General features: G+C 38.0%; 23 protein-coding genes, 1 pseudogene and 1 other annotated feature. Of the genes and pseudogenes, 19 read left to right on the plus strand and 5 right to left on the minus strand.

What is annotated here, in order from left to right:
• The first annotated feature begins 196 nt into the window (after positions 1-196).
• The 8 genes from hemA to ysxE all read left to right on the plus strand — a co-directional run bounded on the left by hemA (position 197) and on the right by ysxE (position 8,688).
• On the plus strand, positions 197-1,570 hold the full coding sequence (hemA, locus tag MKY30_RS17465) for a glutamyl-tRNA reductase (RefSeq protein ID WP_339286079.1): 1,374 nt from the start codon (positions 197-199) through the stop codon (positions 1,568-1,570).
• Between the two features lie 121 nt (positions 1,571-1,691).
• Complete coding sequence (hemC, locus tag MKY30_RS17470; protein ID WP_147207926.1) at positions 1,692-2,618, plus strand: hydroxymethylbilane synthase; 927 nt, start codon at positions 1,692-1,694, stop codon at positions 2,616-2,618.
• 2 nt (positions 2,619-2,620) lie between these two features.
• Positions 2,621-3,388 (plus strand): uroporphyrinogen-III synthase, encoded by a 768-nt coding sequence (locus MKY30_RS17475; protein ID WP_339286081.1) that lies wholly within the window; start codon positions 2,621-2,623, stop codon positions 3,386-3,388.
• Entirely contained in the window at positions 3,381-4,364 is a 984-nt protein-coding gene (gene hemB / locus MKY30_RS17480) for a porphobilinogen synthase (protein ID WP_339286083.1), read from the plus strand. The genes MKY30_RS17475 and hemB overlap by 8 nt, the downstream gene beginning before the upstream one ends.
• 12 nt (positions 4,365-4,376) lie before the next feature.
• Positions 4,377-5,663, plus strand: a complete 1,287-nt coding sequence (gene hemL / locus MKY30_RS17485; protein WP_339286085.1) for a glutamate-1-semialdehyde 2,1-aminomutase — start codon at positions 4,377-4,379, stop codon at positions 5,661-5,663.
• Positions 5,664-5,877: 214 nt separating this feature from the next.
• On the plus strand, positions 5,878-6,135 hold the full coding sequence (locus tag MKY30_RS17490) for a PDZ domain-containing protein (RefSeq protein WP_281289809.1): 258 nt from the start codon (positions 5,878-5,880) through the stop codon (positions 6,133-6,135).
• A gap of 236 nt (positions 6,136-6,371) precedes the next feature.
• Entirely contained in the window at positions 6,372-7,526 is a 1,155-nt protein-coding gene (gene spoVID / locus MKY30_RS17495; RefSeq protein WP_147207921.1) for a stage VI sporulation protein D, read from the plus strand.
• Between the two features lie 163 nt (positions 7,527-7,689).
• A complete protein-coding gene (gene ysxE / locus MKY30_RS17500) occupies positions 7,690-8,688 on the plus strand; it encodes a spore coat protein YsxE (protein WP_147207920.1) in 999 nt (332 codons plus the stop codon).
• Here the strand turns inward: ysxE and MKY30_RS17505 are convergent.
• Positions 8,685-8,873: a hypothetical protein gene (locus MKY30_RS17505; protein WP_147207919.1), complete on the minus strand. Its 189-nt coding sequence runs from the start codon at positions 8,871-8,873 to the stop codon at positions 8,685-8,687. The genes ysxE and MKY30_RS17505 overlap by 4 nt on opposite strands.
• Positions 8,874-9,105: 232 nt before the next feature.
• Positions 9,106-9,350, plus strand: a binding site (T-box leader).
• A gap of 51 nt (positions 9,351-9,401) precedes the next feature.
• Between MKY30_RS17505 and MKY30_RS17510 the strand changes: the two genes are divergently transcribed.
• The gene (locus MKY30_RS17510) at positions 9,402-12,047 is read left to right on the plus strand and encodes a valine--tRNA ligase (protein WP_341084942.1); all 2,646 of its coding nucleotides are present in this window, start codon (positions 9,402-9,404) and stop codon (positions 12,045-12,047) included.
• 26 nt (positions 12,048-12,073) lie between these two features.
• Here the strand turns inward: MKY30_RS17510 and MKY30_RS17515 are convergent, their stop codons facing one another.
• Positions 12,074-12,928, minus strand: coding sequence for an ATP-grasp domain-containing protein (locus MKY30_RS17515; protein ID WP_341084944.1), 855 nt, complete (start codon positions 12,926-12,928; stop codon positions 12,074-12,076).
• Positions 12,925-13,821 carry a RimK family alpha-L-glutamate ligase gene (locus MKY30_RS17520; RefSeq protein ID WP_156985399.1) on the minus strand — a complete coding sequence of 299 codons (897 nt, stop codon included), beginning with the start codon at positions 13,819-13,821 and terminating at the stop codon, positions 12,925-12,927. Before MKY30_RS17520 ends, MKY30_RS17515 begins: the two co-directional genes overlap by 4 nt.
• 267 nt (positions 13,822-14,088) lie before the next feature.
• On the opposite strand from MKY30_RS17520, the gene MKY30_RS17525 reads away from it, so the two are divergent.
• The 10 genes and pseudogenes from MKY30_RS17525 (at position 14,089) to minD (ending at position 23,050) form a co-directional block, all read left to right on the plus strand.
• Complete coding sequence (locus tag MKY30_RS17525; RefSeq protein ID WP_198048572.1) at positions 14,089-15,345, plus strand: glutamate ligase domain-containing protein; 1,257 nt, start codon at positions 14,089-14,091, stop codon at positions 15,343-15,345.
• Positions 15,346-15,474: 129 nt separating this feature from the next.
• A complete protein-coding gene (locus MKY30_RS17530) occupies positions 15,475-16,341 on the plus strand; it encodes an SPOR domain-containing protein (protein ID WP_341084945.1) in 867 nt (288 codons plus the stop codon).
• Between the two features lie 265 nt (positions 16,342-16,606).
• On the plus strand, positions 16,607-16,723 hold the full coding sequence (locus MKY30_RS24195; protein ID WP_445667723.1) for a helix-turn-helix domain-containing protein: 117 nt from the start codon (positions 16,607-16,609) through the stop codon (positions 16,721-16,723).
• Between the two features lie 120 nt (positions 16,724-16,843).
• Positions 16,844-17,836 (plus strand): annotated as a pseudogene (gene tnpB / locus MKY30_RS17535) (IS200/IS605 family element RNA-guided endonuclease TnpB).
• A gap of 279 nt (positions 17,837-18,115) precedes the next feature.
• On the plus strand, positions 18,116-18,802 hold the full coding sequence (gene radC / locus MKY30_RS17540) for a RadC family protein (protein WP_147207913.1): 687 nt from the start codon (positions 18,116-18,118) through the stop codon (positions 18,800-18,802).
• Between the two features lie 207 nt (positions 18,803-19,009).
• On the plus strand, positions 19,010-20,047 hold the full coding sequence (locus MKY30_RS17545; protein ID WP_147207912.1) for a rod shape-determining protein: 1,038 nt from the start codon (positions 19,010-19,012) through the stop codon (positions 20,045-20,047).
• A gap of 15 nt (positions 20,048-20,062) precedes the next feature.
• Positions 20,063-20,941 (plus strand): rod shape-determining protein MreC, encoded by an 879-nt coding sequence (gene mreC, locus MKY30_RS17550; protein ID WP_147207911.1) that lies wholly within the window; start codon positions 20,063-20,065, stop codon positions 20,939-20,941.
• Positions 20,938-21,462: a rod shape-determining protein MreD gene (mreD, locus tag MKY30_RS17555; protein WP_147207910.1), complete on the plus strand. Its 525-nt coding sequence runs from the start codon at positions 20,938-20,940 to the stop codon at positions 21,460-21,462. Before mreC ends, mreD begins: the two co-directional genes overlap by 4 nt.
• 114 nt (positions 21,463-21,576) lie before the next feature.
• Positions 21,577-22,263: a septum site-determining protein MinC gene (gene minC / locus MKY30_RS17560; RefSeq protein ID WP_341084949.1), complete on the plus strand. Its 687-nt coding sequence runs from the start codon at positions 21,577-21,579 to the stop codon at positions 22,261-22,263.
• Positions 22,256-23,050 (plus strand): septum site-determining protein MinD, encoded by a 795-nt coding sequence (minD, locus tag MKY30_RS17565; protein WP_147207908.1) that lies wholly within the window; start codon positions 22,256-22,258, stop codon positions 23,048-23,050. The genes minC and minD overlap by 8 nt, the downstream gene beginning before the upstream one ends.
• Before the next feature lie 52 nt (positions 23,051-23,102).
• Here the strand turns inward: minD and MKY30_RS17570 are convergent, their stop codons facing one another.
• Positions 23,103-23,969: a M50 family metallopeptidase gene (locus MKY30_RS17570; protein ID WP_307725827.1), complete on the minus strand. Its 867-nt coding sequence runs from the start codon at positions 23,967-23,969 to the stop codon at positions 23,103-23,105.
• The gene (locus MKY30_RS17575; protein WP_147207907.1) at positions 23,953-24,735 is read right to left on the minus strand and encodes a M23 family metallopeptidase; all 783 of its coding nucleotides are present in this window, start codon (positions 24,733-24,735) and stop codon (positions 23,953-23,955) included. The genes MKY30_RS17570 and MKY30_RS17575 overlap by 17 nt, the downstream gene beginning before the upstream one ends.
• Positions 24,736-24,837: the final 102 nt, after the last annotated feature.

Here is a 24,837-nt window from a genome sequence, read left to right on the forward strand (position 1 = left end):
GAATGAGTTGTTGTAACGGACGTTTTTTACTTGGACTGAATCGTGTTATCCTACATATCATTAACTTACATACATAGAAATTGTTTCAGATTCTGTTCACATTTTAGCACGAAAAGCATTTCATTACATGTTATAATGATTATTAGATAATAATAGTAAAAAGTATGAATCATTTTATCATAGTGGGGGTAGTACTGTGCATATTTTAAAGGTTGGTTTTAATTACAAAACAACCCCTGTAGAAATTAGGGAAAAGTTCACATTTAATGAAGAAAAATTAGCAGAAGCAATGATTGCATTAAAGGATCAGAAAAGTATTCTTGAAGATGTAATTGTTTCAACATGCAATCGGACAGAAGTGTATGCAGTTGTCGACCAGCTTCATACCGGAAGATATTATATTAAGCAATTTTTAGCAGATTGGTTTAAGGAGGAAAAAGAAACATTTTCAACTTATCTGCAAATTACAGAGGATGACGGTGCAATTGAGCATTTATTCCGGGTGACAACCGGACTTGATTCCATGGTGCTTGGAGAAACACAGATTCTTGGTCAGTTGAAACAGGCCTTTTCAAAAGGACAGCTGGCAAATACAACAGGTACTATTTTTAATGAGTTGTTCAAACAAGCCATTACATTCGGTAAACGAATGCATAAAGAGACCGGTATTGGCGAACACGCTGTATCAATCAGTTATGCTGCAGTTGAATTAGCAAAAGAAAAATTCGGAGACTTGAGTGATAAGCATGTTGCTATTTTAGGAGCAGGGAAAATGGGCGAACTGGCGGCAAAAAACATTCAAAGTGCCGGTGTAAAAGAAATCACTGTTATTAATCGGACAAAGGAAAAAGCAGCGTTAATGGCTGAAAAATTTCAGGGTAATGCAGCAGAAATGAATGAACTGCCCTCTGTTTTAGAAGCTGCTGATATATTAATCAGTTCTACCGGCTCAGAGTCTGTCGTTTTATCAAAAGAAGATATTGAAAAAGCACAAAAGAAACGCCAGGAAAATCCATTATTCTTAGTTGATATTGCTGTTCCAAGGGATATTGATCCGGAGGTTGCCGAGATGGCTGATGTTGCTTTATATGATATTGATCACCTGCAGCATATAGTAGATGATCACTTGGAATCCAGAAAAGCAGCAGCAGTGCAAATCGAATTATCCCTTGAAGAAGAAATTGTTCAATTTAAAGAATGGATGAAAACACTGGGTGTTATACCAGTTATATCAGCACTCAGACAAAAAGCATTATCTATTCAATCTGAAACAATGAAAAGTATAGAGCGGAAAATTCCAAGCTTAACTGAGCGTGAGAAAAAAGTACTTAATAAGCACACGAAAAGTATTATTAATCAGCTGCTGAAAGAGCCAATTACGCAAGCAAAAGAGCTGGCCGGTACAGAACAGGCAAACGAGGCTTTACAGTTGTTTGTTGATATTTTTGGAATAGAGAATGAAGTAAAAGAGGAACTTGAGAAACAAATAAAGAAAAATGATACATTAAACAAATTTACTCAAGAGGACATTGCCTCTTTTCCAGTAGTTGAACGGGTACCTACTGCTTAATTGGACGGAACTCTGCCATTTTACATCATTCACATCCAACCAGAAGGTAATTTAATCACTTTCTGGTTGCTTTTTATTGTAGAAGAATTGCCAAACTGCAAAGAATCGAGGAGGATACATCGTGCGAAAAATAATTGTTGGTTCCAGAAAAAGTAATTTAGCAATTACACAAACAAAGTGGGTTATTGATCAGCTGAAAAAAGCTGGTGTGGAAAATGAATTCGAGATTAAAAAAATTGTTACAAAGGGAGATCAAATCCTTGATGTTACATTATCAAAGGTTGGCGGAAAAGGACTTTTCGTGAAAGAAATTGAAAAAGCAATGTTTGACAAAGAGATAGATTTTGCGGTCCATAGTATGAAGGATATGCCTTCTGCTCTCCCGGAAGGTTTAGAAATTTCCTCTATTCCCATCAGAGAAGATCATCGTGATGCTTATATCGCAAAAGATAATGTGAAATTAGCAGACCTAAAAAAAGGCTCTATCGTCGGGACAAGCAGTTTACGCAGAGGTGCACAAATTCTTGCGGCCAGACCTGATTTAGAAATCAAGTGGATCCGAGGAAATGTGGAAACGCGTATTCGTAAATTAAATGAAGAGGACTATGACGCTATTATTTTGGCTGTATCCGGTTTGAAGCGTGTTGGTTTAAGTGAGAGTCTGATTACAGAATACCTAGATCCAGAAATATGTGTACCTGCTGTAGGGCAGGGAGCACTGGCTATTGAAAGCCGCGCAGATGACTTGGAATTACAAGAAATTGTCCTAAAAATTCATGATGAATATACAGCAAAGACAGTATTAGCTGAACGTACTTTCTTACATTTATTAGAAGGCGGCTGTCAAGTACCTATCGGCGGGTATGCTTATTTAGATGGTGAAGAAATTGTATTAACTGCTTTAGTGGGGACACCAGATGGAAAAACAGTCCTGAAAGAGGTTGTCCGCGGAAATGACTCTGTCCAGGTTGGTAAGCAGGCAGCAGAGTTATTAATTGAACAGGGAGCCAAAGATATTGTGGAGCGGGTCAAAGAGGAGATGGAATAATCATGGAGAAGCCGCTTCATGGGGAGCGCATATTAATTACGAGAGAAGAGACAAAAGCTGCTGAAATGGCAAAAAAAGTCATAAAGTTAGGCGGAAGTCCTGTTATCACTCCAATGATTGAAATAAAGTTTTTGAAGAACCTTGGGGATATTTCTATAATGAAGCGGCTTTCCAGCTTTAGCTGGGTATTTATAACAAGCGCAAACGGTGTGGACGGTTTTTTTCAATTGCTCCGTAAACAAAATATAAAACTTCCGGAAGAAGTGAAGATAGGGATTGTCGGAAAGAAAACAGAAGAGGCATTGCATACGTATGGCTATGAAGCTTCTTTTATTCCGGCAACTTATGATGCGCTGGCGATGGCAGAGGAGTTTCTTGCGTTCTACACATCAGATAAACCGGTGCTGTTGATTCGAGGTAATTTATCCCGGCCTACGCTTCCGGAAAAACTGGAAGAAGAACAGATTACTTATGAAGTTCTGGAAGTATATGAGACAACATACTGTATAGAATCGAAACGGAAGCTGAATCAGGAGCTTCCAACAGTCAGCTATATAACATTTACAAGCCCATCAACAGTAGAAGCGTTTGTTCAATTAGCAGAGTATATTCCAAATACGGCAACGTATATTTGCATTGGTAAAACAACGGAGGAAAAGGCAAAACAATTAGGGATTCCTGATGTGTATACTTCAACTCCGTATACAACAGATGCTATGTTAGACTTAATTGCAAAGATAGTAAATGAAAGGAAGATAAATCATGAGTGAATTCACATTTGACAGACATAGACGATTGCGTTCATCCGTTTCGATGCGTGCGCTCGTTCAAGAAACACATTTAAGAGCAACAGATTTTATTTATCCAATTTTTGTGATTGAAGGGGAGGACATCCGGAATGAGGTCCCTTCTATGCCTGGCGTTTACCAGCTTTCTTTTGATCATTTATTGGAAGAAGTAGAGGAAGCTTATCAATTAGGGATTCGTTCATTGATTTTGTTTGGCGTAGTAGAAGAAAAGGATGAAATTGGATCAGAGGCTTTTCATGATCATGGAATTATTCAGGAAGCAACAAGAATAGTGAAACAAGCCTATCCGGAAATGCTTGTTGTTGCGGATACCTGCCTATGTGAATATACGTCGCATGGACATTGCGGTGTGATTGAAAATGGAGATGTGTCAAATGATGCTTCTCTGAAATTGTTAGCTAAAACAGCTGTTTCTCAAGCGAAAGCAGGAGCTGATATTATTGCACCTTCCAACATGATGGATGGTTTTGTGACAGTAATCCGCCATGCTTTAGATGAAGCAGGCTTTCATCACATTCCAATTATGTCCTATGCAGTAAAATATGCATCTGCTTATTATGGTCCATTCCGTGACGCTGCAGACAGCACGCCGCAGTTTGGTGACCGGAAGACATACCAGATGAACCCGGCTAACCGTTTGGAGGCAATCCGTGAAGCAAAATCTGATATCAAAGAAGGCGCAGATTTCTTAATTGTAAAGCCTAGTCTGTCTTATATGGACATTATGCGTGAGGTAAGAGATAATTTTGATGTTCCTGTCGTTGCATATAATGTGAGTGGAGAGTATGCCATGATTAAAGCAGCTGCTTTAAATGGCTGGATTGATGAGAAAAAACTGGTTACAGAAACACTGCTGTCTATGAAACGTGCAGGTGCGGATTTAATTATTACCTATTTTGCAAAAGATGTGGCAAAATGGTTGCAGGAAGAGAAATAAAGGAGGAAGAGCATGGAAAATACAAGATCAGTAGATGCCTATAAAGAAGCCGTTGATTTAATGCCTGGTGGAGTGAATTCTCCAGTCCGCGCATTTAAATCTGTCGGATTAGACCCAATCTTTATGGAAAAAGGAAAAGGTTCTAAAATTACGGATATTGATGGTAATACGTATATTGATTATGTATTAAGCTGGGGGCCGTTAATTTTAGGTCATGCGGATGAACGTGTTACAGGTAGCTTAAAAGAAGTTGTTGAGAAAGGGACAAGCTTTGGAGCTCCTTCATTATTGGAAAATAAACTGGCAAAGCTTGTGATTGATCGTGTCCCTTCCATTGAGATGGTGCGGATGGTGAACTCAGGAACAGAGGCAACGATGAGTGCGATTCGTCTGGCACGCGGTTATACTGACAGAGACTTGATTATTAAATTTGAAGGAAGCTATCATGGTCATGGTGATTCCTTACTGATTAAAGCTGGTTCCGGCGTCGCAACTCTTGGTCTTCCGGACAGCCCTGGGGTTCCTGCGAATATCGCAAAAAGCACCATTACAGTTCCTTATAATGATATGGACAGCTTAAAATTGGCTTTTGAGCATTATGGCGATAAAATTGCAGCAGTCATTATGGAGCCTGTGTGTGGAAATATGGGCGTTGTGCCTCCAAAAGAAGGTTTCTTAAAAGAAGTACGCGAAATTACGAAAGAAAACGGCTCTCTACTTATCTTTGATGAGGTGATGACAGGGTTTCGTGTCGGCTACTACAGTGCACAAGGACATTTTGATGTAACACCGGATTTAACTTGTCTAGGTAAAGTAATTGGCGGCGGCCTTCCTGTAGGTGCTTACGGAGGGAAGCGTGAAATTGTTGAACAGATTGCACCAACTGGTCCAATTTATCAGGCTGGAACATTATCTGGTAATCCGTTGGCAATGACAGCAGGCTATGAGTCTTTAGCTGCTTTAACAGAAGCTTCTTATGAAGAAATTAACAAGAAAGTCGACCGGCTTGCTGAAGGCTTCCGCCTGGCCGCAGATAAATATAATATCCCGCTTCATATTAACCGTGCTGGTTCTATGGTCGGTGTATTCTTTACTGATCAGGAAGTAGTTGATTTTGAAACGGCTCAGTCTTCTAATTTAGATTATTTTGCACAATATTACCGTACGATGATTGAAGAAGGTGTATTCCTGCCTCCATCTCAATTTGAGGGATTATTCTTATCTACTGCACATTCAGACGAGGATATTGAAAAGACAATTGAAGCAATTGACACAGCTTTTGCGAAGATTGAAAAGTAAAGAAAATAATATTTTATAAAACTTTAATGAAAAGGGAAATTTAAATTCTATGCGAATTTGGATTTCTTTTTTTTTAATTGTGCAGCAAGCCGACTAGAACAGCGCATACCCTAAAAATATGCAATTTGACACTACATAGTTTTTGAGAAATTTAAAAAGCGAATATGAAGCGGGTAATGATAAACGGAAAACTTTTTGGAAGAGATGAATTGGTATTGTTCATTCTTCCGCAAAAGGAAATATCGGTACAGAGGTTTTGCAGGTGAAAGAAAGCTCGACGGCAGACACTGCTGAAATAAAGCCAAATGATATTATTTTAGAAATGGATGGAGATAAAATAACAGGATATGAAGCATTTGAATTAACTTTAAATAAAAGAGCTGTTCATTCTTATGTTCATCTTATCATCTTAAGAAAAAATAAACGGATAAGCGTGAATTGTATGGTAGATAATTACCCAGAAACTTATTGAAAAGAGCAGTTTGTTATTTTTCACTCTTCATAAAATATTGCATATATGTTTTCAAACTGAATCTAAGACGGGAATTTAAAAGCCTGTAATCCTATACATAAAAAAGTATCTGGAGTTACAGGTTTTTAATATTTACTGTGAGTCATTTCTCCTCCTTAGCATATTCCACTGTCCCAAATCATATAATTGATAACGAATGATCCGCATCTGGACTGTTTGCGAGAGGAGGAATACATTTGTCAGTAGATTCTAATTCATTTATTTTTGAACTGGAAGAATCACTGTTTTTTGAAAAAGGACAGGAAGTAGAGGAAATCAGGGGTATTTCCATTGAACCAGAAATAACAATCGAGTCATTAGATAACTATATTTCTATTCGCGGTGCTATTGAGCTTCAAGGGGAATACCAAAAAGTAAATGTTGATGAAGAAGAGGGAGAAGTGCTTGACTTTGACCAGATTCAGGCAAAGCGTTATGTAGAGAGCATCCGGGAGGTTAACGGTCTATATCTATTTACACATAAATTCCCTGTAGATATATCTGTGCCGCCTCACCGGGTGAAAAATTTAGAGGATGTAACTGTACAGATTGAAACCTTTGATTATGATTTACTAGGACCAGATAACTTGAAAATATCCGCTGCAGTTGAAATACATGGCATTTTACAGGATGAAGTCTACCGTCCTCGAGAGGACGATCTGGAGGAAGAGGAAGCGGATCAAGAGCAGGTAGGGGATACATTTTCATTTGAAATTGAGCATCCTGAAGAAACGTTAACACGTAATGAACAAACTACTTCAGAAGAAAAAACAGCACAAGAAGAGCAAACAGTATCGGAAGAACAAACAACAGTGGAAAAGCAAGCAGAGGATGACCCGGATAGATGGAAAATAAAATCACAGCCTCTATCTGAATATTTTCAGTCTCTATCGGAGGCAAAGGTTTCAGAGGAAGAAAAAGATGATGAGGAACAGATGGATGAACAATTAGAAATGGTTGAAGACATTATATCGATAGAAGAGACAGATGAAAAAGAAGATATAGAAGAAGAGTCAGGCTGGGATATAACAGATGAGTCGGAAATAATTGATTATATAGAGGATACAATTTATCAAGATACACCGAGAGATGAAGAGATAACAGAGAGCGAGGAAACGGAGAAATCAGAAGAAAGAGCAGAAAGTGAATCCATATTATCCGAAATTTTCAGAGAAGCAGGAGAAAATCATTATGCAAGAATGCGGCTATGTATTGTTCAGGAGAATGATACAATTGATACCATAGCTGAACGGTTTGCAATCAGTCCATTGCAATTAATTAAGCATAATCAGTTAGATGCAGATTATGAAGTGAATGAAGGGCAGCTGCTCTATATTCCGGCAAATCAATAAATGAATAAACCTGCACAAATAACAAAAAAGCTTATTTGTGTAGGGATTTTACATAATTTAGTTTTTAAAACAGTAACGATGTTACTGTACCAAATACAGAATGAAGCAGGTTTGCCTAAAACACGAGCGAATTCAAGTTCTTCTAAATAAGAGGTGACATGGGATGAATTTATGGAAGAAAGTGCTGGAAGCATATCATATCTACCCCGTCAGTATCGAAAAACAGACAGAACGAGTGGTAAAGGTATTTGACGGTATGCAGGAGTATGCATTGAAGCGCAGTTTTTTAACTGAACAGACAATTGAAAATTGGCAGCATGTCTACCATATTGCTCGTGAACAAAATGTAACAGAAATCTTACCTGTGTATTTGACCAGGGATAATACATTTTTTCATAAAGAAGAAAATTTTTATTACTATTTATCACCCTGGATTGACGCTCCGGAAATAACTGATTCTACGTATCATATAGAGAGAACTCTACAGACGCTTGCGCAAATTCATAAAAAAACACGGCAGACCAGCCGCATTAGATCAAATCGTCTAAAAGATTCATTTCAAGGCTTTGAAAGCTTTTGTAAAGCATCCTTAGATCTGCTGCATAATCGTGTTACAGATTATGAAAGCAGAAAATACATGTCTCCATTTGAACTTCTTTATTGCACACATTATAAAGGAGTTTGTCATGCTGTAGGTTTGCTGCAGGATAAACTTGAAAAAATCTATGGTGAGGAAGAAACAGATATTTTATGGTCCACAAGCTTATGCCATCAGCGAGTGGATGACACGCATTCAAAGGGCGGTTATTTAATTAATTGGGAATCGGGCGGTTTTGAGCATCCGGCACGTGATTTATCACATTATTTCCGGGGCTTGACGGGTGCTTATAATCAGCCCGAGAAATCAATACAGCAGGCATTTACGGTCTATCAAAAAACAAATCATCTGACTGTGAAGGAAATGCATCTTATTTCTGTCTATTTGCTTAACCCATCAACCTATTTAAGTGTGCTCAAAAATTATACAAACCGCCGCACAAAAAAGTCAATGGTAAATCAGGTGAAGGAGCTGCAACAGCAATTTCGCCGTTTAGAATTCGGTATGAACTGGGTGGATTTTATACAAGAAACATATGAGTCAAAGGAGGAACAGCCAGATTAGATCCATTGCATGTAAAAAGAAAGAGCAAGGCCAATTAATACAGCCAGTATTAAAATATCAAATGCTGTAGGTATTAAAAGCGTTCTAATAATTTGAAACACCAAAATAGGTGTAATACAGGTCTCTACAATAAAAATACATTTTCTTGCCCAAGGCGGTATACGGTAACGATAATAACGGGACATATTTTTTCCCTCCAGTTTATTTCATTAAGGATAGATTTCTGCAGTTTGATATAATATGTTATGTATAAACCTGTGAAAAGTGTGTCAATAATATAGATACACTTTTTTATGATAATTTTTTTGTTTGCTTAACAGTTTTATCTGGGAAAATGCCTATTTACCGGTAATTATATGAAAATATAGTTGACGTTCTCTGGTGGAAAGGATAAAATAAATGTTACTAAGAAAACATATGAATGCGTGGAAGAGAAGTAGTAAAGAATAAACGCTCTTAGAGAGGGAAATCATGCGGTGAAAATTTCCTGGGAAGGTTGTTCTTGAAGTCGTCTCTGATGCAGAGTCTCTGAAAATGTAGTAGGAGATTCCGGTTGTCAGCCGATATCCATGACCTTAAGTGTGCTTTATAAAAGCTGTAACGGCTTTTAATTATAAGCAAACAAAGGTGGTACCACGGAAATATACCCTTTCGTCCTTTATCAGGATGAAAGGGTTTTTTTAGTTTTCATAAGAATGAAGGAGGTTTTTAACATGTCAGATAAACAAAATCAGCTTCCTCCGAAATACAATCCGCAAGAAGTGGAAAAAGGAAGATATCAATTTTGGTTAGATGGTAAATTTTTTGAAGCAAAAGATGACCCGGAAAAGGAGCCTTATTCTATTGTTATTCCGCCGCCAAATGTTACAGGCCGTTTGCATTTAGGGCATGCATGGGATACAACAATGCAGGATACAATTACACGTATGAAGCGCATGCAGGGTTATGATGTACTGTGGCTTCCTGGAATGGATCATGCAGGAATCGCAACACAGGCAAAGGTAGAAGCAAAATTAAAAGAAATGGGAACAAATCGTTACGAGCTTGGCCGTGAGAAATTTCTTAAAAAATCTTGGGAATGGAAAGAAGAATATGCAAGCTTTATCCGCTCACAGTGGGAGAAGCTTGGACTTGGATTAGACTATTCCCGGGAACGCTTTACTTTGGATGAAGGTTTATCTGAAGCCGTTCGGGAAGTGTTTGTCCGTCTTTATGAAAAAGGACTTATTTACCGCGGAGAGTACATTATTAACTGGGATCCTTCCACAAAAACAGCGCTCTCCGATATTGAGGTTATTTACGAAGAAATCCCGGGTAAGTTTTATCATATGCGCTACCCGATTAAAGATAGTGATGAAACGATTGAAATTGCAACAACCCGTCCGGAAACAATGCTTGGAGATACTGCAGTAGCTGTACATCCGAAAGATGAACGCTATCAGCATTTAATTGGCAAAACGGTTATTTTACCGATTGTAGGCAGAGAAATGCAGATTGTTGCCGATGAATATGTAGATATGGAGCTTGGATCTGGAGCGGTTAAAATTACACCAGCGCATGATCCAAATGACTTTGAAATCGGTAACCGCCATGATTTAGAGCGCGTGCTTATTATGAATGAAGATGGAACCATGAATGAGAATGCAGGGAAATATCAGGGGTTAGACAGATTTGAATGTCGTAAGCAAATTGTCAAAGACCTTCAGGAATCAGGTGTTCTATTTGAGGTTGAAGAACGTCCACATCAGGTTGGGCATTCGGAGAGAAGCGGTGCAGTTGTTGAGCCTTATTTGTCAACGCAATGGTTTGTAAAAATGGAGCCATTGGCAGAAGCAGCTTTAAACATGCAGGATTCTGATGAGGAAAAAGTTAATTTTGTTCCAGAACGATTTGAAAAAACATATTTTAACTGGATGGACAATATCCGTGACTGGTGTATTTCCAGACAATTATGGTGGGGGCATCGGATTCCAGCCTGGTACCATAAAGAAACAGGAGAAATCTATGTAGGCAAAGAAGCTCCGTCAGATGCCGAAAACTGGGAACAGGATGAAGATGTATTAGATACATGGTTCTCATCTGCATTATGGCCATTTTCTACCATGGGCTGGCCAAATGAGGAATCAGCTGATTTGAAACGTTATTTTCCAACCAATGTATTAGTAACAGGCTATGATATCATTTTCTTCTGGGTATCCCGGATGATTTTCCAATCAAAAGAATTTATGAATGAACGCCCGTTTCAAGATACCTTGCTGCATGGTTTAATCCGCGATGCAGAAGGAAGAAAAATGAGTAAATCCTTGGGTAACGGTGTAGACCCAATGGATGTTATTGATAAATATGGAGCAGATTCACTGCGTTATTTCTTAATGACCGGATCAACACCTGGCCAGGATCTGCGTTTCCATTGGGAAAGAATCGAGTCTACCTGGAATTTTGCCAATAAAATATGGAATGCCTCCCGTTTTTCTCTTATGAATATGGAAGGATTCACGTATGAGGATATTGATTTAACTGGAGACTTAACTGTTGCTGACAGATGGATCTTATCCCGTTTGAATGAAACAATCGATCACGTAACAAGAAATGCCGATAAATATGAATTTGGTGAAGCAGGGAGACATCTCTATAACTTTATCTGGGATGAATTCTGTGATTGGTATATTGAAATGGCAAAACTGACATTATACGGTGAAGACGAAGCGAAGAAAAAGACAACTCGTTCTGTTTTAGCCCATGTTTTAGACCAGACCATGCGTATGCTGCATCCATTTATGCCGTTTATTACGGAGGAAATTTGGCAGCAGCTCCCTCATGAAGGACCGTCTATCACCGTCAGTGAATGGCCGAAAGTAAATCCGGAATATGATGATAAAGAGGCAGTGTCTGAAATGCAGCGTTTAGTTGCAATTATCAAATCCGTTCGTAACAGCCGGGCAGAGGTGGATACACCAATGTCTAAACAAATCGATATGCTTATCTCAGCGGAAAGTAATGCGCTCGTTCAAGAATTAGAGAAAAACCGAGAATATTTAGAGCGTTTCTGTAATCCCGGCTCATTACAAATTGCAACGGATATCGCAGTTCCGGATAAAGCAATGACTTCTGTGGTGACTGGTGCAGAAATCTTCCTTCCATTAGAGGGCTTAATCGATTTTGGCAAAGAGATTGCCCGCTTGGAAAATGAGCTGAAAAAATGGAATAAAGAAGTAGAAAGAGTGCAAAAGAAGCTTTCTAACCAAGGATTTATAAGTAAAGCGCCAGAAGCATTAGTAGAAGAAGAAAAGCAGAAAGAAAAAGACTATCTGGATAAACAGGCGAAAGTAAAAGCCCGTTTGGCAGAGTTGAAAAATTAATATGAAAAAATAGCTGTGTGGAAACATTATCGCACAGCTATTTTTTCTTTTATATAACTTATATACGCTTCTAAAATATTGATATCAGTCAGCATACTCAAGGTACGAGAGCCGACAGCATCTTCAATTTCATTAAATATAAGTTTTCCATCCTCTGTAAACATAAAGTCAATACCGACAAGTCCAAAATCATAAGCATCTATAATCTTTTGAATGGTTCTTATTTCGGTTTTATTTAAAGTGTACAAGGATGCTGTTCCTCCGAGAGAATAATTTGCCCGAAAATCATTTGCATTAGACCGTAAAACAGCAGCAATGATTTTTTTATTAATGACAAATACCCGTAAATCCTTCCCGGGCTGAATATTTTTAGGAGATTGTAATAAGAAATCCTCTGTACAGCTTTTTCGATATGCTTCCCATTCCTGCTGGTTATCAATCATCGTAACCTGGTTTCCACCTTTGCCCTTAGCCGCTTTGGCAACAAATGGGAAATTTAGTGGCAAAGAGGAAGGAATAAGTTTTCCGTGAAAAAAATAGCTTTCCGGTACTGATATACCCAGCTGCTGCATAGCTAGATATCCATGAGCCTTATGATTAAATGTTTCTGAAATCAACGCATTATTAAATACAGTAACCCCCATCTGCTCCAGCTGCTTATTTAAAAGCGGATCCATTGTCCTGACAACAGCAAAATCAGCATAGACTTCTTTTCCTTTTGTATTAATAATCTGTTTATCTCTTCGAATACCAATAGAAATATCTTCTCGTAATAGTAGTGTTAGTTCAATTGACTGCTTTTTGGCTTCATCAATAAACCAGTCAATATAACTTTTATTTCGTATGGAATCAGCTTCTGTATAGATTAACCAGCCATTCATTGGAAAAGCTCCTTTTTTATATATGCTATCATATGGTCTGCAGCGTTGATCCCTGTACATTCATACAGATTTCGGATATGTGCGTTAGCATTTATTTCACAAATCAACCATTCGTTATTTGGTCCAAATAATAAATCAACACCTGCAAAATCCGCTCCGATTGCTTTTACAGCTGCAACGGCAAGCTTCTCTATTTCATCATTAATGGTAAATGGGAGCATCTTTCCTCCATTCGTTACATTTGCCCGGAAATCCTGACCGTTTTGGCGTTCCACAGCTGTAATTGCCTGATCGCCAATGACTTGAACGCGAATATCCCGCCCCCTGCTTTCCTCAATATAAGTCTGAAATAAAAATGGGCGCTGTCCAATCAGAGAGATAACACTGGTTAGTTTTTCTTTATTATGAACTAAATGAACCTGCTCTCCAAAGGAGCCAAATGTTTCCTTCACAATCATTGGAAAACCGAGATAATCGATTACTTTCTGTATATAACAGGAAGAAAGGTTCTCTGCATGATATTTTTTAGGAGCAATGATGGTGTTAGGAATGGGAAGCTGCTGCTTCTCGAGCATTTGATAAGTATAAATTTTATCATCACTGATTTCAATTGCTTTTGAAGAATTAAATACGCGTACTCCAAGCCGTTCCAACTGTCTTGCTAAGTAAATATCCTTGTCAATAAAAAAAGCAAAGTCAGGCAGTTTACCATTATTTGATATAGATGACACAGTGCTTTTTTTCGGGCATAATAAAGTTATTAAATCATCATTTTTTAAGCAGATTGTATTAATTCCTTGCTTTGCAGCAGCATCTTTAATCATATCTGCATAGTCCAGGAATTTGTCTGTTGCAATACTTCCATTAATAATAATCCAGCCAAAACAATTCAAAATAGAACATCCTTTCTGTGATACAGTGAAACCTGATTTAACGAATGGTTTATCCCGATAAGAACAAGGAACACAAGCTAACGTCTTCGAATCCTTCGAAAACGCTTGTGTGACCAACATCGTGTTGGCCTGAACCAATCAGGAGATGAAGAGGCCGTTTTCCGCCAAACCCTAAAAAATAATAACACTGTAAGAAAAAGGCGGAATTACGGACACTCATGCCGTGATAATTAGTATACGATGAAATAGATGAAGGGGGAAAGAGAGATGCATTCAGACATCACTAATTTTTTTAAAGAAAGGCAGAAACTTGGTATACAGCCGGGCTTAGATCGCATTGAGGCTTTGCTAAAAGCTTTAGATCATCCAGAGAAAAAATTTGCATCTATTCATATTGCCGGAACAAATGGAAAAGGGTCTACAGGTACCTTTCTGCAAGCTGCATTAAGAGCAAATCGTTATCGTATAGGTACCTTTACATCACCTAGTTTACAAGGCCTTACGGGCTTTATACTTAATAACGGAGAACCAGTCTCTGAGGAAGCTTTTACTGCATTATTTCAAGAAATAAAACCGGTGATTCAGCAAATGGATAAGGATGGCAGGGCACCGAGCCACTTTGAAATTATCACTGCGCTGGCTTTTTTATATTTTTCCAGGAATGTAGATATAGCTATTGTAGAAGCCGGTATGGGAGGAAGAGAAGATACAACAAATGTTATTAACCCCATTTTATCAATTATTACGACAGTTTCTAAAGATCATACTGCATTTTTGGGTAATACACTTGAGGAAATAGCTGCCCATAAAGCGGGGATTATTAAACCATTTACTCCTATTATAACAGGGGTGGAGGGGGAAGGGCTTATTCCTATTATCAACGAAGCAAATGAAAAGAGAGCAGTATTATATCGATTTGGGATGGACTTCACGATTACAGATTTACAGATTGATGAGTTTGAATGGAAAAACCTTGCTTCAAAATATCGTGTAAAACTCCGGACAATTGGTTTACATCAGCATCACAATGCTTCCGTAGCAATACAAGCTTTAAAGGTATTAAAGAATAGATTCGGTCATTTGGATATGCGTGTATCGATTGATGCTATGCAAAAGGTTACGATACCGGGAAGAATGGAAAAAATCCATGATAATCCATTTATTCTGGTCGACGGTGCACATAATGAAGAAGGAATAAAGGCTTTTATTAAAACGGTGAGAGCAATTTATCCAAGAAGAAAAGTGCTGGTTTTATTTGCCGCTTTCAAGGATAAGGATGTAGCAGAAATGCAAAGATTGCTGGCAGATGTTTTTCCAAATTTGTATATAACTTCTTTTGAACATCCCAGGGCTCTTACATTAACAGATTATCCGCTGCAAAATAAAGGGGAGCAGGTAGAAAATTGGCAGGCATGGATTGAAGATAAGATAAAAATGTCTACAGCGCCTGTTCTGATAACAGGATCATTCCATTTTATTGATTTAATCCGTTCTTTTGTTAAATCTTTGAAGGAATCAGATTAAATAACAGAAAATGATAAGAACAAAAAGAATATTGTAGAACGATTATAAAAGCTGATGTCATAATTCGCCTTACTTTTTACAAGAGCTATGCTAGAGTAAAACCAATACTAGCATTGGAGGGCCGGATTGATGACAAAACAAAAACCACATATGATAGATGATACGAAAGGTACTTGGACATATAAAGTTAAAACATCCTCCAAAGAAGATGCAGTAGACGCAGAATCTGCGGCAACTGTTGAAAATGAACAAGAAGAACCTGACTTCTCAACGCTATCAGCAGTTAACAGCATGAATAAAGGGAAGCCCCTAAGAAAAATAAATATAATATGGAAAGCTATCCTGGTCAGCGGGGTAAGTGCTATTTTTGTTGGAACGATTATAGGTTTTATTCTTTTCCGGATGTTTGTACAGGTTGATACACCTGCGAGTGCTGGGAATCCGACGCAGGGAACTACACCGGTTGCACAGCCGGAAAAAGAAGAAGCAGAGTCAGATATAGTAACGGGTTCACTAGATTCACTAGAGACATATATTATTCAGGCTGGTATTTTTTCGGAACTAGAAAACGCCGATCCTTTAATAGAAAGTTTAACAAGTTTGGATATTCCAACTGTATTTTTGGAAAAGGATGGACAGTTTTATCTGATGGCAGGAGTTGGTCCGTCAGAAGATGCAGTAAAATCTCTTGCTGCGTCACTTGCTAATAATCAAGCCGACCTTTATGTGAAGAAATGGAGTACAGAAGCGAGAGAAATAGAAATGACAGAAGCAGAAAGTGCCTGGATAACAGAGTTTCAATCTTTTTTTGATGAACAGCTTAAGCAGGCCGATTTAAATCAGCCGATTGCAGATGAAGAGATAACCGCACTGGTAGATAAGGCTCCTGAGGGGGCAGATAGGATAGCTGAATTAGTAACCAGTTTAACAGAAATGATGGGAAAACCTTCTTCTTATCAATTATTAAACTGGGTGAAGGTATATGATGAATTATAGCGGATAACGTGCATAGCAGGTTTTATAAAATCCCCTAAGGAAAGCGTGGTCCCAAACACCAGCTTTCCTTAGGGGATTTTTATCAAAACAGGCGAGAAGACTCCCTCTTCAAGCGCTTGAAGGCTTTAATCGAAGCGATAAGGGGAAGGTGAATCGCCTGCCGACAAGAGATTGCTTTTGAGCAGTAATTGCTCGTAAATAAACAGAACAAGCGTTCTTTTTCGGTCCTTCTTCTGATATAATAGACAGGAGGAGGGAAGGGACCATGAAAGTAAAAAAAGTGTTTCGTTTTCGTATCTATCCGAACAAAAACCAAATCGCTTTCATCCATAAGACAATGGGCTGTACCCGTTTTGTCTACAACTATTTTACAGGAAAATAAAAACAAAAAGATATTTACTGGTATAGGGTGAATGAAATGGTGCAAAACGGATAGCTCCTTCAAAATAATTGGAAGGGTGAATTTTTCAATAAAAATAAGTCGATTAAAGCGGTTCGGGAATTGAAGAAAAACTATCCCTTCCTCAAAGAAGTCGATAGCATTGCCCTTCAAAAAGCGGTGGAAAACGTGAACGATGCCTATACCCGTTATTACAAGAAACAGAATAGGACGCCTCGTTTTAAATCTAAGAAGAACCCTATTCAATCGTATACTACGAAATATGTCAATGGAAATATTGCCGTGTTCGATAAACATATTAAGCTGCCCAAGCTAGGGCTTGTTCGTATGGCTAAAAGTCTGGAAGTGGAAGGCCGTATGATGCATGTAACAGTCCGACGCAACCCTGCCGGTAAATACTTTGTTTTGATATTAGTTGAAGCCGAAGTTGAGCCTCATGAAAAGGCTGGTACCTGCGTAGGCATCGATGTCGGATTAACGGATTTTGCAACCCTTTCCGATGGCACCGTGTATGGAAATACAAGATTCTTCCGGACATTAGAAAAGAAACTCACAAAAGCACAGGTAATTCTGTCCAGAAGACAAATAGGATCAGCAAATTGGCAGAAACAAAAACGAAAAGTAGCCCGGCTTCATGAAAAAATTGCTAATAAAAGAAAAGATATGTTAGATAAGATCTCCACCGATAAGGAGGCAAGCTAAGAACGCCGCGTCTAGCGGCAACGCTTGCATGACCAACATCATGTTGGCCTAAACCACGATATCATCGGAATAGAAGATTTATCTGTGAAAACCATGTTAAAAAATCGAAATCTATCGAAATCCATTAGCGACGTGTCCTGGTCTGCGTTCCAAACGATGCTGGCATATAAAGCGGCCTGGTATGGAAAACAGGTTGTTAAGGTTGCTAAAAACTATCCATCCAGTCAGCTGTGTTCTCATTGTGGACATCAAAACCAAAGCGTTAAAAATCTCGCCTTGCGTCCATGGACATGTGACATCTGTCAATGCCATCATCAAAGAGATGTTAACGCAAGCAGGAATCTTCGTAAGGAAGCATTGCGATTAACCGCAGGAACTGTGGGGATAGCCTAATCCATAACTGACCAATGGGTTGGTGTTCTTAGGAATCTCCCACTTCAAACAACTAATAAGGTTGATAAGTGGGGTAGTTCAAGAGGCTTTCAGAGATAACGAAAAGAAGATTTTTTTATAAAATTCTTTTTTTGCTTTGGTAAAAAGACTTTAAAGAACCAATTTCTTATTAGAAAAAATCAATTATAACTTACTGATATTGCTTAGAAATAAGTAATTGCCAATTTGTAGAAGAAGATTAGTATCGGTATGATATAGATAAAAGAAAGGTGGGATAACATGGGAAAACCAATTTTTATTCGGGATTTACCAACGGAAGACAGGCCAAGAGAACGTTTATTAAAGCATGGTGCTGATAAGCTGAGCAATCAAGAAATATTATCTATATTAATTGGCAGCGGCTCTAAAAATGATCCTGTTCAACTGCTTGCAGACCGTATTCTTATGCATTTTGAAGGTATTAAATTATTAAGGGATGCTACGGTAGAAGAATTAACAGCTATTAAGGGGATAGGTGTTGCAAAAAGTTTAAATATATTGGCTGCAATTGAGCTTGGAAAAAGAATCAGCAGTTATAAGTCGATAGATACCTATATGATCCGTTCTCCAGAAGATGGAGCGAATTATGTTATGGAAGAGATGCGTAATTTAGCACAGGAGCATTTTGTAGCTCTTTTTTTAAATACAAAAAATCAAATCATTCATCGGCAAACCCTTTTTATTGGCTCTTTAAATGCTTCAATAGTACATCCTCGTGAACTGTTCCGCGAGGCGGTCAGACGTTCTGCTGCCTCTGTTTTAGTTTGTCATAATCATCCTTCAGGAGACCCGACACCATCACAGGAGGATATCCTTGTTACCAAGCGTCTTGTTGAATCAGGAAAAATAATTGGAATAGAGGTTATTGATCATCTTGTTATTGGGAATGAACGCTTTGTGTCGTTAAAACAAAAAGGATACTTATAAATACTATCTATTTTAGATTTTTTTTCGTATAATTGTATATGGAATTAATTTTCAGCGCCATTTTTCAAAAAATGTAAAAGTGGCGCTTCTTAAAATTGTATAAACAAAGCTTGATTCATGAGAGGGTTCAGTCTATAATACGTGCTGATATAAAACGAGAAACTGAAAATATAATTATTGATGGAAGAACGAGAGAGGATGAAATATATGGGGATATTTAATATTTCTCAGGATTTAGGAATTGATTTAGGAACAGCAAATACATTAGTCTATGTAAAGGGCAAGGGCGTTATTGTCCGCGAGCCATCAGTTGTGGCAAAGAATTTAGAGACTGGTGCAGTTGAGGCTGTCGGAAGTGATGCAAGAATGATGATTGGACGTACACCTGGAAATATTTCTGTTGTCCGCCCGATGAAGGACGGGGTAATTGCAGATTACGATACAACTTCCATTATGATGAGTTACTATATGAAAAAAGCAATGAAGAAGCGTTCTCTCTTTGCTAGGAAACCAAATGTAATGGTTTGTGTGCCGTCTGGTATCACTATGGTTGAGGAAAGAGCAGTTATTGATGCAACAAAACAGGCAGGAGCAAAAGAAGCTTATCCGATAGCAGAGCCTTTTGCAGCAGCAATTGGAGCGGGGTTGCCTGTTTGGGAGCCGACAGGCAGTATGATTGTTGATATTGGCGGTGGAACCACTGAAATTGCCGTTATTTCTTTAGGAGGGATCGTAACCAGTAATTCTATCCGGATTGCGGGAGATGACATGGATGAAGCGATTATCTCTTACATAAGAAAAAATTATAGCCTAATGATTGGAGAAAGATCCGCTGAATCGATTAAAATGGATATAGCAGCAGCTAAACAAGGCATTGTTGGAGAAGAAATGGATTTAAGAGGGCGTGATTTATTGACGGGATTGCCAAAAACGATTACAGTTACTTCTGAAGAAATTTCCGGAGCTTTGGATGATAATATTGATGCAATTGTTAATGCCGTCAAAGCAACATTAGAAAAAACACCGCCAGAATTATCTGCTGATATTATGGATCGGGGTATTGTTTTATCGGGAGGCGGCGCTCTTTTAAAAAATCTTGATAAGGTAATTAGTGAGGAAACAAAAATTCCGGTATTTGTTACAGATGAACCGTTGGAAAGTGTAGCAATCGGAACGGGCAAATCACTTGATTATATTGATCAATTCCGTTCTGCTCCAAGTGTGTCTTCACGCGCTTTAAATTAATAAGTAGGTGTTTGTATGAATTTTTTTCGAAGTAAGAAATTATTTGTGATCCTAATTGGATTTATTGTACTAGTAGTATTAATAGGATATTCTTTAAACAGTCGTGGGCATTTAAACTTTGCCGAGAAGATTGTCAGTGATTCTGTAGGGTGGGTGCAAAATATTGCACAGGCTCCAGTTACGTTTGTTACTGATATTGTGTCAAATGTTAGTGATTTTAAGACAACATATGAAGAAAATCAGGTATTAAGAGAACAATTATCTCAACAAAAAAGCATGGTATATGATTTGCAAAAGCTGGAGGATGAGAATGAAGAGCTGCGCTCCATTATCGATATGACGGAAACAGCTCGGGATTATGAACCGATCTATGCGACCGTGATTGCCCGTTCGCCGGAGCAATGGGTGGACCAGGTAACCATTAATCGCGGAGAGAATGATGGAATCCAGGAAAATATGGTTGTCAGAACAGCAGAAGGAATGATTGGAAAAGTCCTTCATACTTCCAAGGGTACATCTACAGTACAATTATTGACCGGATTTGATGAATTTAACCGTGTTTCCGCAACGGTTTTACGGGAAGATGACAAAGATATTTTTGGAATGATTGAAGGATTTGATGAGGAAACAGAGATGCTCTTGTTCCGTATTATTGAAGAGTCTGATGCCGATATCGAAGAAGGGGATACAGTATATTCCTCAGAACTGGGCGGAGAATTTCCGGCAGGTATTACAATTGGTGAAGTCAAAGAAGTTGTTGCTGATCAATACGGATTAACAAGGATTGCAATGATCGAACCGGCTGCAGACTTATTTGATATCCGGAATGTGATTGTTGTGAATCGTTCCATAGATCAGCCGGAAGATGAAGAAGAAGGGGATGAAGAGTCTTGACCAGGCGTGTAATATTCCCTTTGATTCTTTTTGCAGTAATGGTACTCTCTGGAGTAGCTTTAGAGCTTTTGCCTCATCAGCTGTTAATGGGTACATATATGATTGTGCCCCACTGGCTGTTTGTCATGCTGATTTATATTGCTATTTTCTACGACCGGAATGACACTTATTATGCTGTTTTATATGCGCTTATTTTTGGATTGCTTTTCGATATCGTTTATACAGGTATATTAGGTGTCTATATGTTCTCTTATGCACTTGTTATTTATATTGTCCGCGGTTTGAAGAAAATGTTGCAGGGAAACTTTTATGTACTGCTAATGCTGTCAGCTTTTGGAATAGCCATAGCTGATGTTAGTATTTATGCCATTTTTACTGTTATCGGATTTACAGATATGCCGATTGAAGTATACTTATTGAACCGGTTAATACCTACAATTCTTATGAATCTATTATTCCTGGTATTAATTTATCCGTTTATTATAAAACCAATGCGGAAATGGGGTACAGAATTAACATAATCTGACCGTTTGAAATAAACCGAACAAACCGAATTATTTATTAAAGAGCGGCAGACTCTGCTCAGTCGGCATCATTCATTAGATGCAGCTGTAGAAAAAAGAGGTGAATGTATCGTGCAAGAAACGAAACCGACCATCACAATTAAAGGTACAAGAGATGGTTTGATTTTATTTATTGATGAAAATTCTTCCTTTGAGGAGATTTTACAAGACCTGATAAAAAAACTGGACGGCAGCACCCCCCAAAAAGAAGAGCCTGTTGTTTCGGTTAAAGTAAAACTCGGCCATCGTTATCTGACGGAGGAACAGCGCCATCAATTAAAAGGTATTATTGAAGAAAAAAACCGTTTTCAAATTGAGGCAATGGAATCAGATGTGATACCAATTAAAGATGCAAAAACATGGCTGGATGAAAGTCAATTAAAGGTAGTTAATCAGATTGTCAGATCCGGACAAGTACTTGAAACAAAAGGAGATTTATTATTAATTGGAGATGTAAATCCCGGCGGCAGGGTAAGAGCCAGCGGGAACATCTATATTATGGGGAACTTATTAGGAATTGCGCATGCCGGTATAGAAGGAGATCAAGAGGCTTTTATAGCTGCCTCCTATATGAAGCCGGCACAGCTTCGAATTGCAGAATATATTAGTCGGGCACCTGATTATGAAGCTGATGGAGTATACATGGAATGCGGAATCATTGATCCAGATCAGAATAAGATTGTGATCGATTCGATTAAAACACTTTCTAAACAGAGAAAGGTGATTAGCGCATTTGAGAGGAGAATGAATAATGGGTGAAGCGATTGTAATTACATCCGGGAAGGGTGGGGTTGGTAAAACAACTACATCTGCAAATATTGGTACATCTTTAGCTTTGATGGATAAAAAAGTATGTTTAATTGATACAGATATTGGCCTGCGTAATTTAGATGTAATTATGGGACTTGAAAATCGGATTATTTATGATATTGTCGATGTTATTCAGGGACGATGCAAGCTGCAGCAGGCTCTGATCAAAGATAAACGTTTTGATTACCTTTCATTGCTCCCTGCTGCACAAACAAGTGATAAATCTGCTGTAACGACAGAAGGCATGAAAGAGATTGTTTCAGAACTGAAGCAAGAGTATGATTATATTATTATTGATTGTCCTGCCGGTATTGAACAAGGCTTTCAAAATGCAATTGCCGGTGCTGACAGAGCAATTGTAGTAACAACTCCTGAAAATTCAAGTGTACGGGATGCCGATCGCATCATAGGGCTTATCGAAAAAGAGGATATGATAGAACCTCCCAGACTAATTATTAACCGAATTCGCAATCATATGATGAAAAATGGCGATATGCTGGATATTGATGATATTGTTCAACTGTTAGCGATTGATTTAATAGGTATTGTAGCTGATGATGAAGAAATGATTAAAGCTGCAAATAAAGGAGAACCAATTTCTCTCTCTCCAAATTTTAAAGCTTCTATCAGCTATCGTAATATAGCCAGAAGAATTCTGGGAGAAACAGTTCCCTTGCAGTCACTGGAGGAAGAAAAAGGTTTTATGCAAAAGGTAAAAGCATTTTTTAAAATATAATAATTAATAAAGAAAACATCCGACAGGAAAAAATCCATCGGATGTTTATTTTTTAATAACCGGTAAAAGCTTCCCCAATCGTTTGTCGATAAGGTCTTTCATTAAAGTAATAATCTAAACACTCATTATCCTCAACAGAAATCCGCTCCCTGTCAGGGTATTCAATATAAATGGTATGCTTCTTTTCACGGTGAAAACGGGTCAATACATCTAAAAAACTGTCCTGGGGAGACGCGTAAATTGGTTTAATAGCACGTACAATATTATCTCCTTCGTATCTCTTTAAAAGAAAACGAATAAAAACATAAAAGCGATATTTCCATTCCTTCCAATTTTCCTGTATTAAGAAGAGCCAGATAAGAAAACTGCTTAACGTAAATGGAAAGAAAAGAAGCTGTCCTAAAATGATTATTGCGCATATCACTAAAGAACTGATAATTGTTGTATAATATGCTTTTTTAAAGGTTAAGAAAGTAGTTAAAGCTAAGAAAACAAGCTTTCCGCCGTCCAACGGCCAAATTGGCAGCAGATTAAACAGGAGAATAATTGTATTATAATAAAGTATTAATTCAAAATAATAATCCGGAATTACTCCAGAGGAAGATACGGCATATAAAAAGCCATAAATTAAAATTTGTACAAACGGCCCTGCAATTATAACGATTGCTTCCTCGCGGACAGGGCGAGTGCCGTGTTCATCTGTTTTCATAACTCCGCCAAAAGCCCAAAGTACAATAGATGAAATTCGCCACTTAAACGAAGAAGCAGCGATGTAGTGCCCTAATTCATGGAGAAAAACAATGCTGAAAATAATAGCAAGCTCTGTAAAAGAGCCTGTCAAAAAAGAAATGATAATAAATATCCATAGAATAGGGTGGAAATGAATGAGTTGTATAGAAGTTTTAAGGCTGTTGATCAACCAGAATCACCTGCTCAGGATCAATATATTGGTTCTCTTGCTCAATTGCGAAAAAAACAGATTGATTGCCGCTTTCTTTTCCTAATGCTCCAAGAACTTGACCATTAGAAATATGCTGATATAAGTGAACTTCGATTGAATCTAAAAAACCATACTGCGTTGTAGAACCGTCTGCGTGTTGAATCTTTACCGTTTTATCTGTAGAACGGTCATTTCCAGCAAACACGACAATACCTTCTCCAACTGCTGCCACATTTTCTTCTCCTTCTGTATCAATATAGACACCTTGACCATTTTCATGGAAGTGTTCTGAAATGGTGCCGTTCACCGGAAGATATGTTGAATCGGTAACAACCTCCTCTGTAATCGTACTTGGTCGGAAAGATAAAGGAGTACCAAATACTTCAGAATACCACGCGTTAACTTTTGCAAAAGGAAATTGATTTGTTAAAGTGGAAGTTATCCATTCTCTTGGCTGCTCCATAAAAGGTTTGTCTACTTCAGTAACAAGTGCTGTTCCCAGAAAAAGCGAAACGGACAATAGAGCTTTCACTGCAATACTGGTAATACGGGAATTATTTTCAGGAATTGCTGAATTTGTATGGCTGGAAGATATAGAAGGATAAAAACCGTGAGATTCTTCCATATCCGGTAATGCGTTACTTTGTAAATAATCCTCTTGGTTGCCCTGTTTTGCTCTATTCAGTCCTTTTACTTTCTGACGCATTTCAATTGATTTACGAATTTTTTTTAAGTTTTTATCCATCCATCTCACAATCCTTTTTTAAAGATAGTAATATTAGAAATAAATTTCTTCTTAGATTGGTACAAGTATATATATGCTGAACAAGCTGTCTATATGAGTAAA

The sequence above is a fragment of the Oceanobacillus sp. FSL W8-0428 genome (genome assembly GCF_038004405.1).
Lineage (GTDB): Bacteria > Bacillota > Bacilli > Bacillales > Amphibacillaceae > Oceanobacillus > Oceanobacillus sojae.

Coding starts and splice junctions, on each gene's coding strand:
- MKY30_RS17475 (WP_339286081.1), top strand. CDS start 2,621: ATGGAGAAGCCGCTTCATGGGGAGCGCATATTAATTACGAGAGAAGAG.
- hemB (WP_339286083.1), top strand. CDS start 3,381: ATGAGTGAATTCACATTTGACAGACATAGACGATTGCGTTCATCCGTT.
- hemL (WP_339286085.1), top strand. CDS start 4,377: ATGGAAAATACAAGATCAGTAGATGCCTATAAAGAAGCCGTTGATTTA.
- ysxE (WP_147207920.1), top strand. CDS start 7,690: ATGAATTTATGGAAGAAAGTGCTGGAAGCATATCATATCTACCCCGTC.
- MKY30_RS17505 (WP_147207919.1), bottom strand. CDS start 8,873: ATGTCCCGTTATTATCGTTACCGTATACCGCCTTGGGCAAGAAAATGT.
- MKY30_RS17510 (WP_341084942.1), top strand. CDS start 9,402: ATGTCAGATAAACAAAATCAGCTTCCTCCGAAATACAATCCGCAAGAA.
- MKY30_RS17515 (WP_341084944.1), bottom strand. CDS start 12,928: ATGAATGGCTGGTTAATCTATACAGAAGCTGATTCCATACGAAATAAA.
- MKY30_RS17525 (WP_198048572.1), top strand. CDS start 14,089: ATGCATTCAGACATCACTAATTTTTTTAAAGAAAGGCAGAAACTTGGT.
- MKY30_RS17530 (WP_341084945.1), top strand. CDS start 15,475: ATGACAAAACAAAAACCACATATGATAGATGATACGAAAGGTACTTGG.
- MKY30_RS24195 (WP_445667723.1), top strand. CDS start 16,607: ATGAAAGTAAAAAAAGTGTTTCGTTTTCGTATCTATCCGAACAAAAAC.
- radC (WP_147207913.1), top strand. CDS start 18,116: ATGGGAAAACCAATTTTTATTCGGGATTTACCAACGGAAGACAGGCCA.
- MKY30_RS17545 (WP_147207912.1), top strand. CDS start 19,010: ATGGGGATATTTAATATTTCTCAGGATTTAGGAATTGATTTAGGAACA.
- mreC (WP_147207911.1), top strand. CDS start 20,063: ATGAATTTTTTTCGAAGTAAGAAATTATTTGTGATCCTAATTGGATTT.
- minD (WP_147207908.1), top strand. CDS start 22,256: ATGGGTGAAGCGATTGTAATTACATCCGGGAAGGGTGGGGTTGGTAAA.
- MKY30_RS17575 (WP_147207907.1), bottom strand. CDS start 24,735: ATGGATAAAAACTTAAAAAAAATTCGTAAATCAATTGAAATGCGTCAG.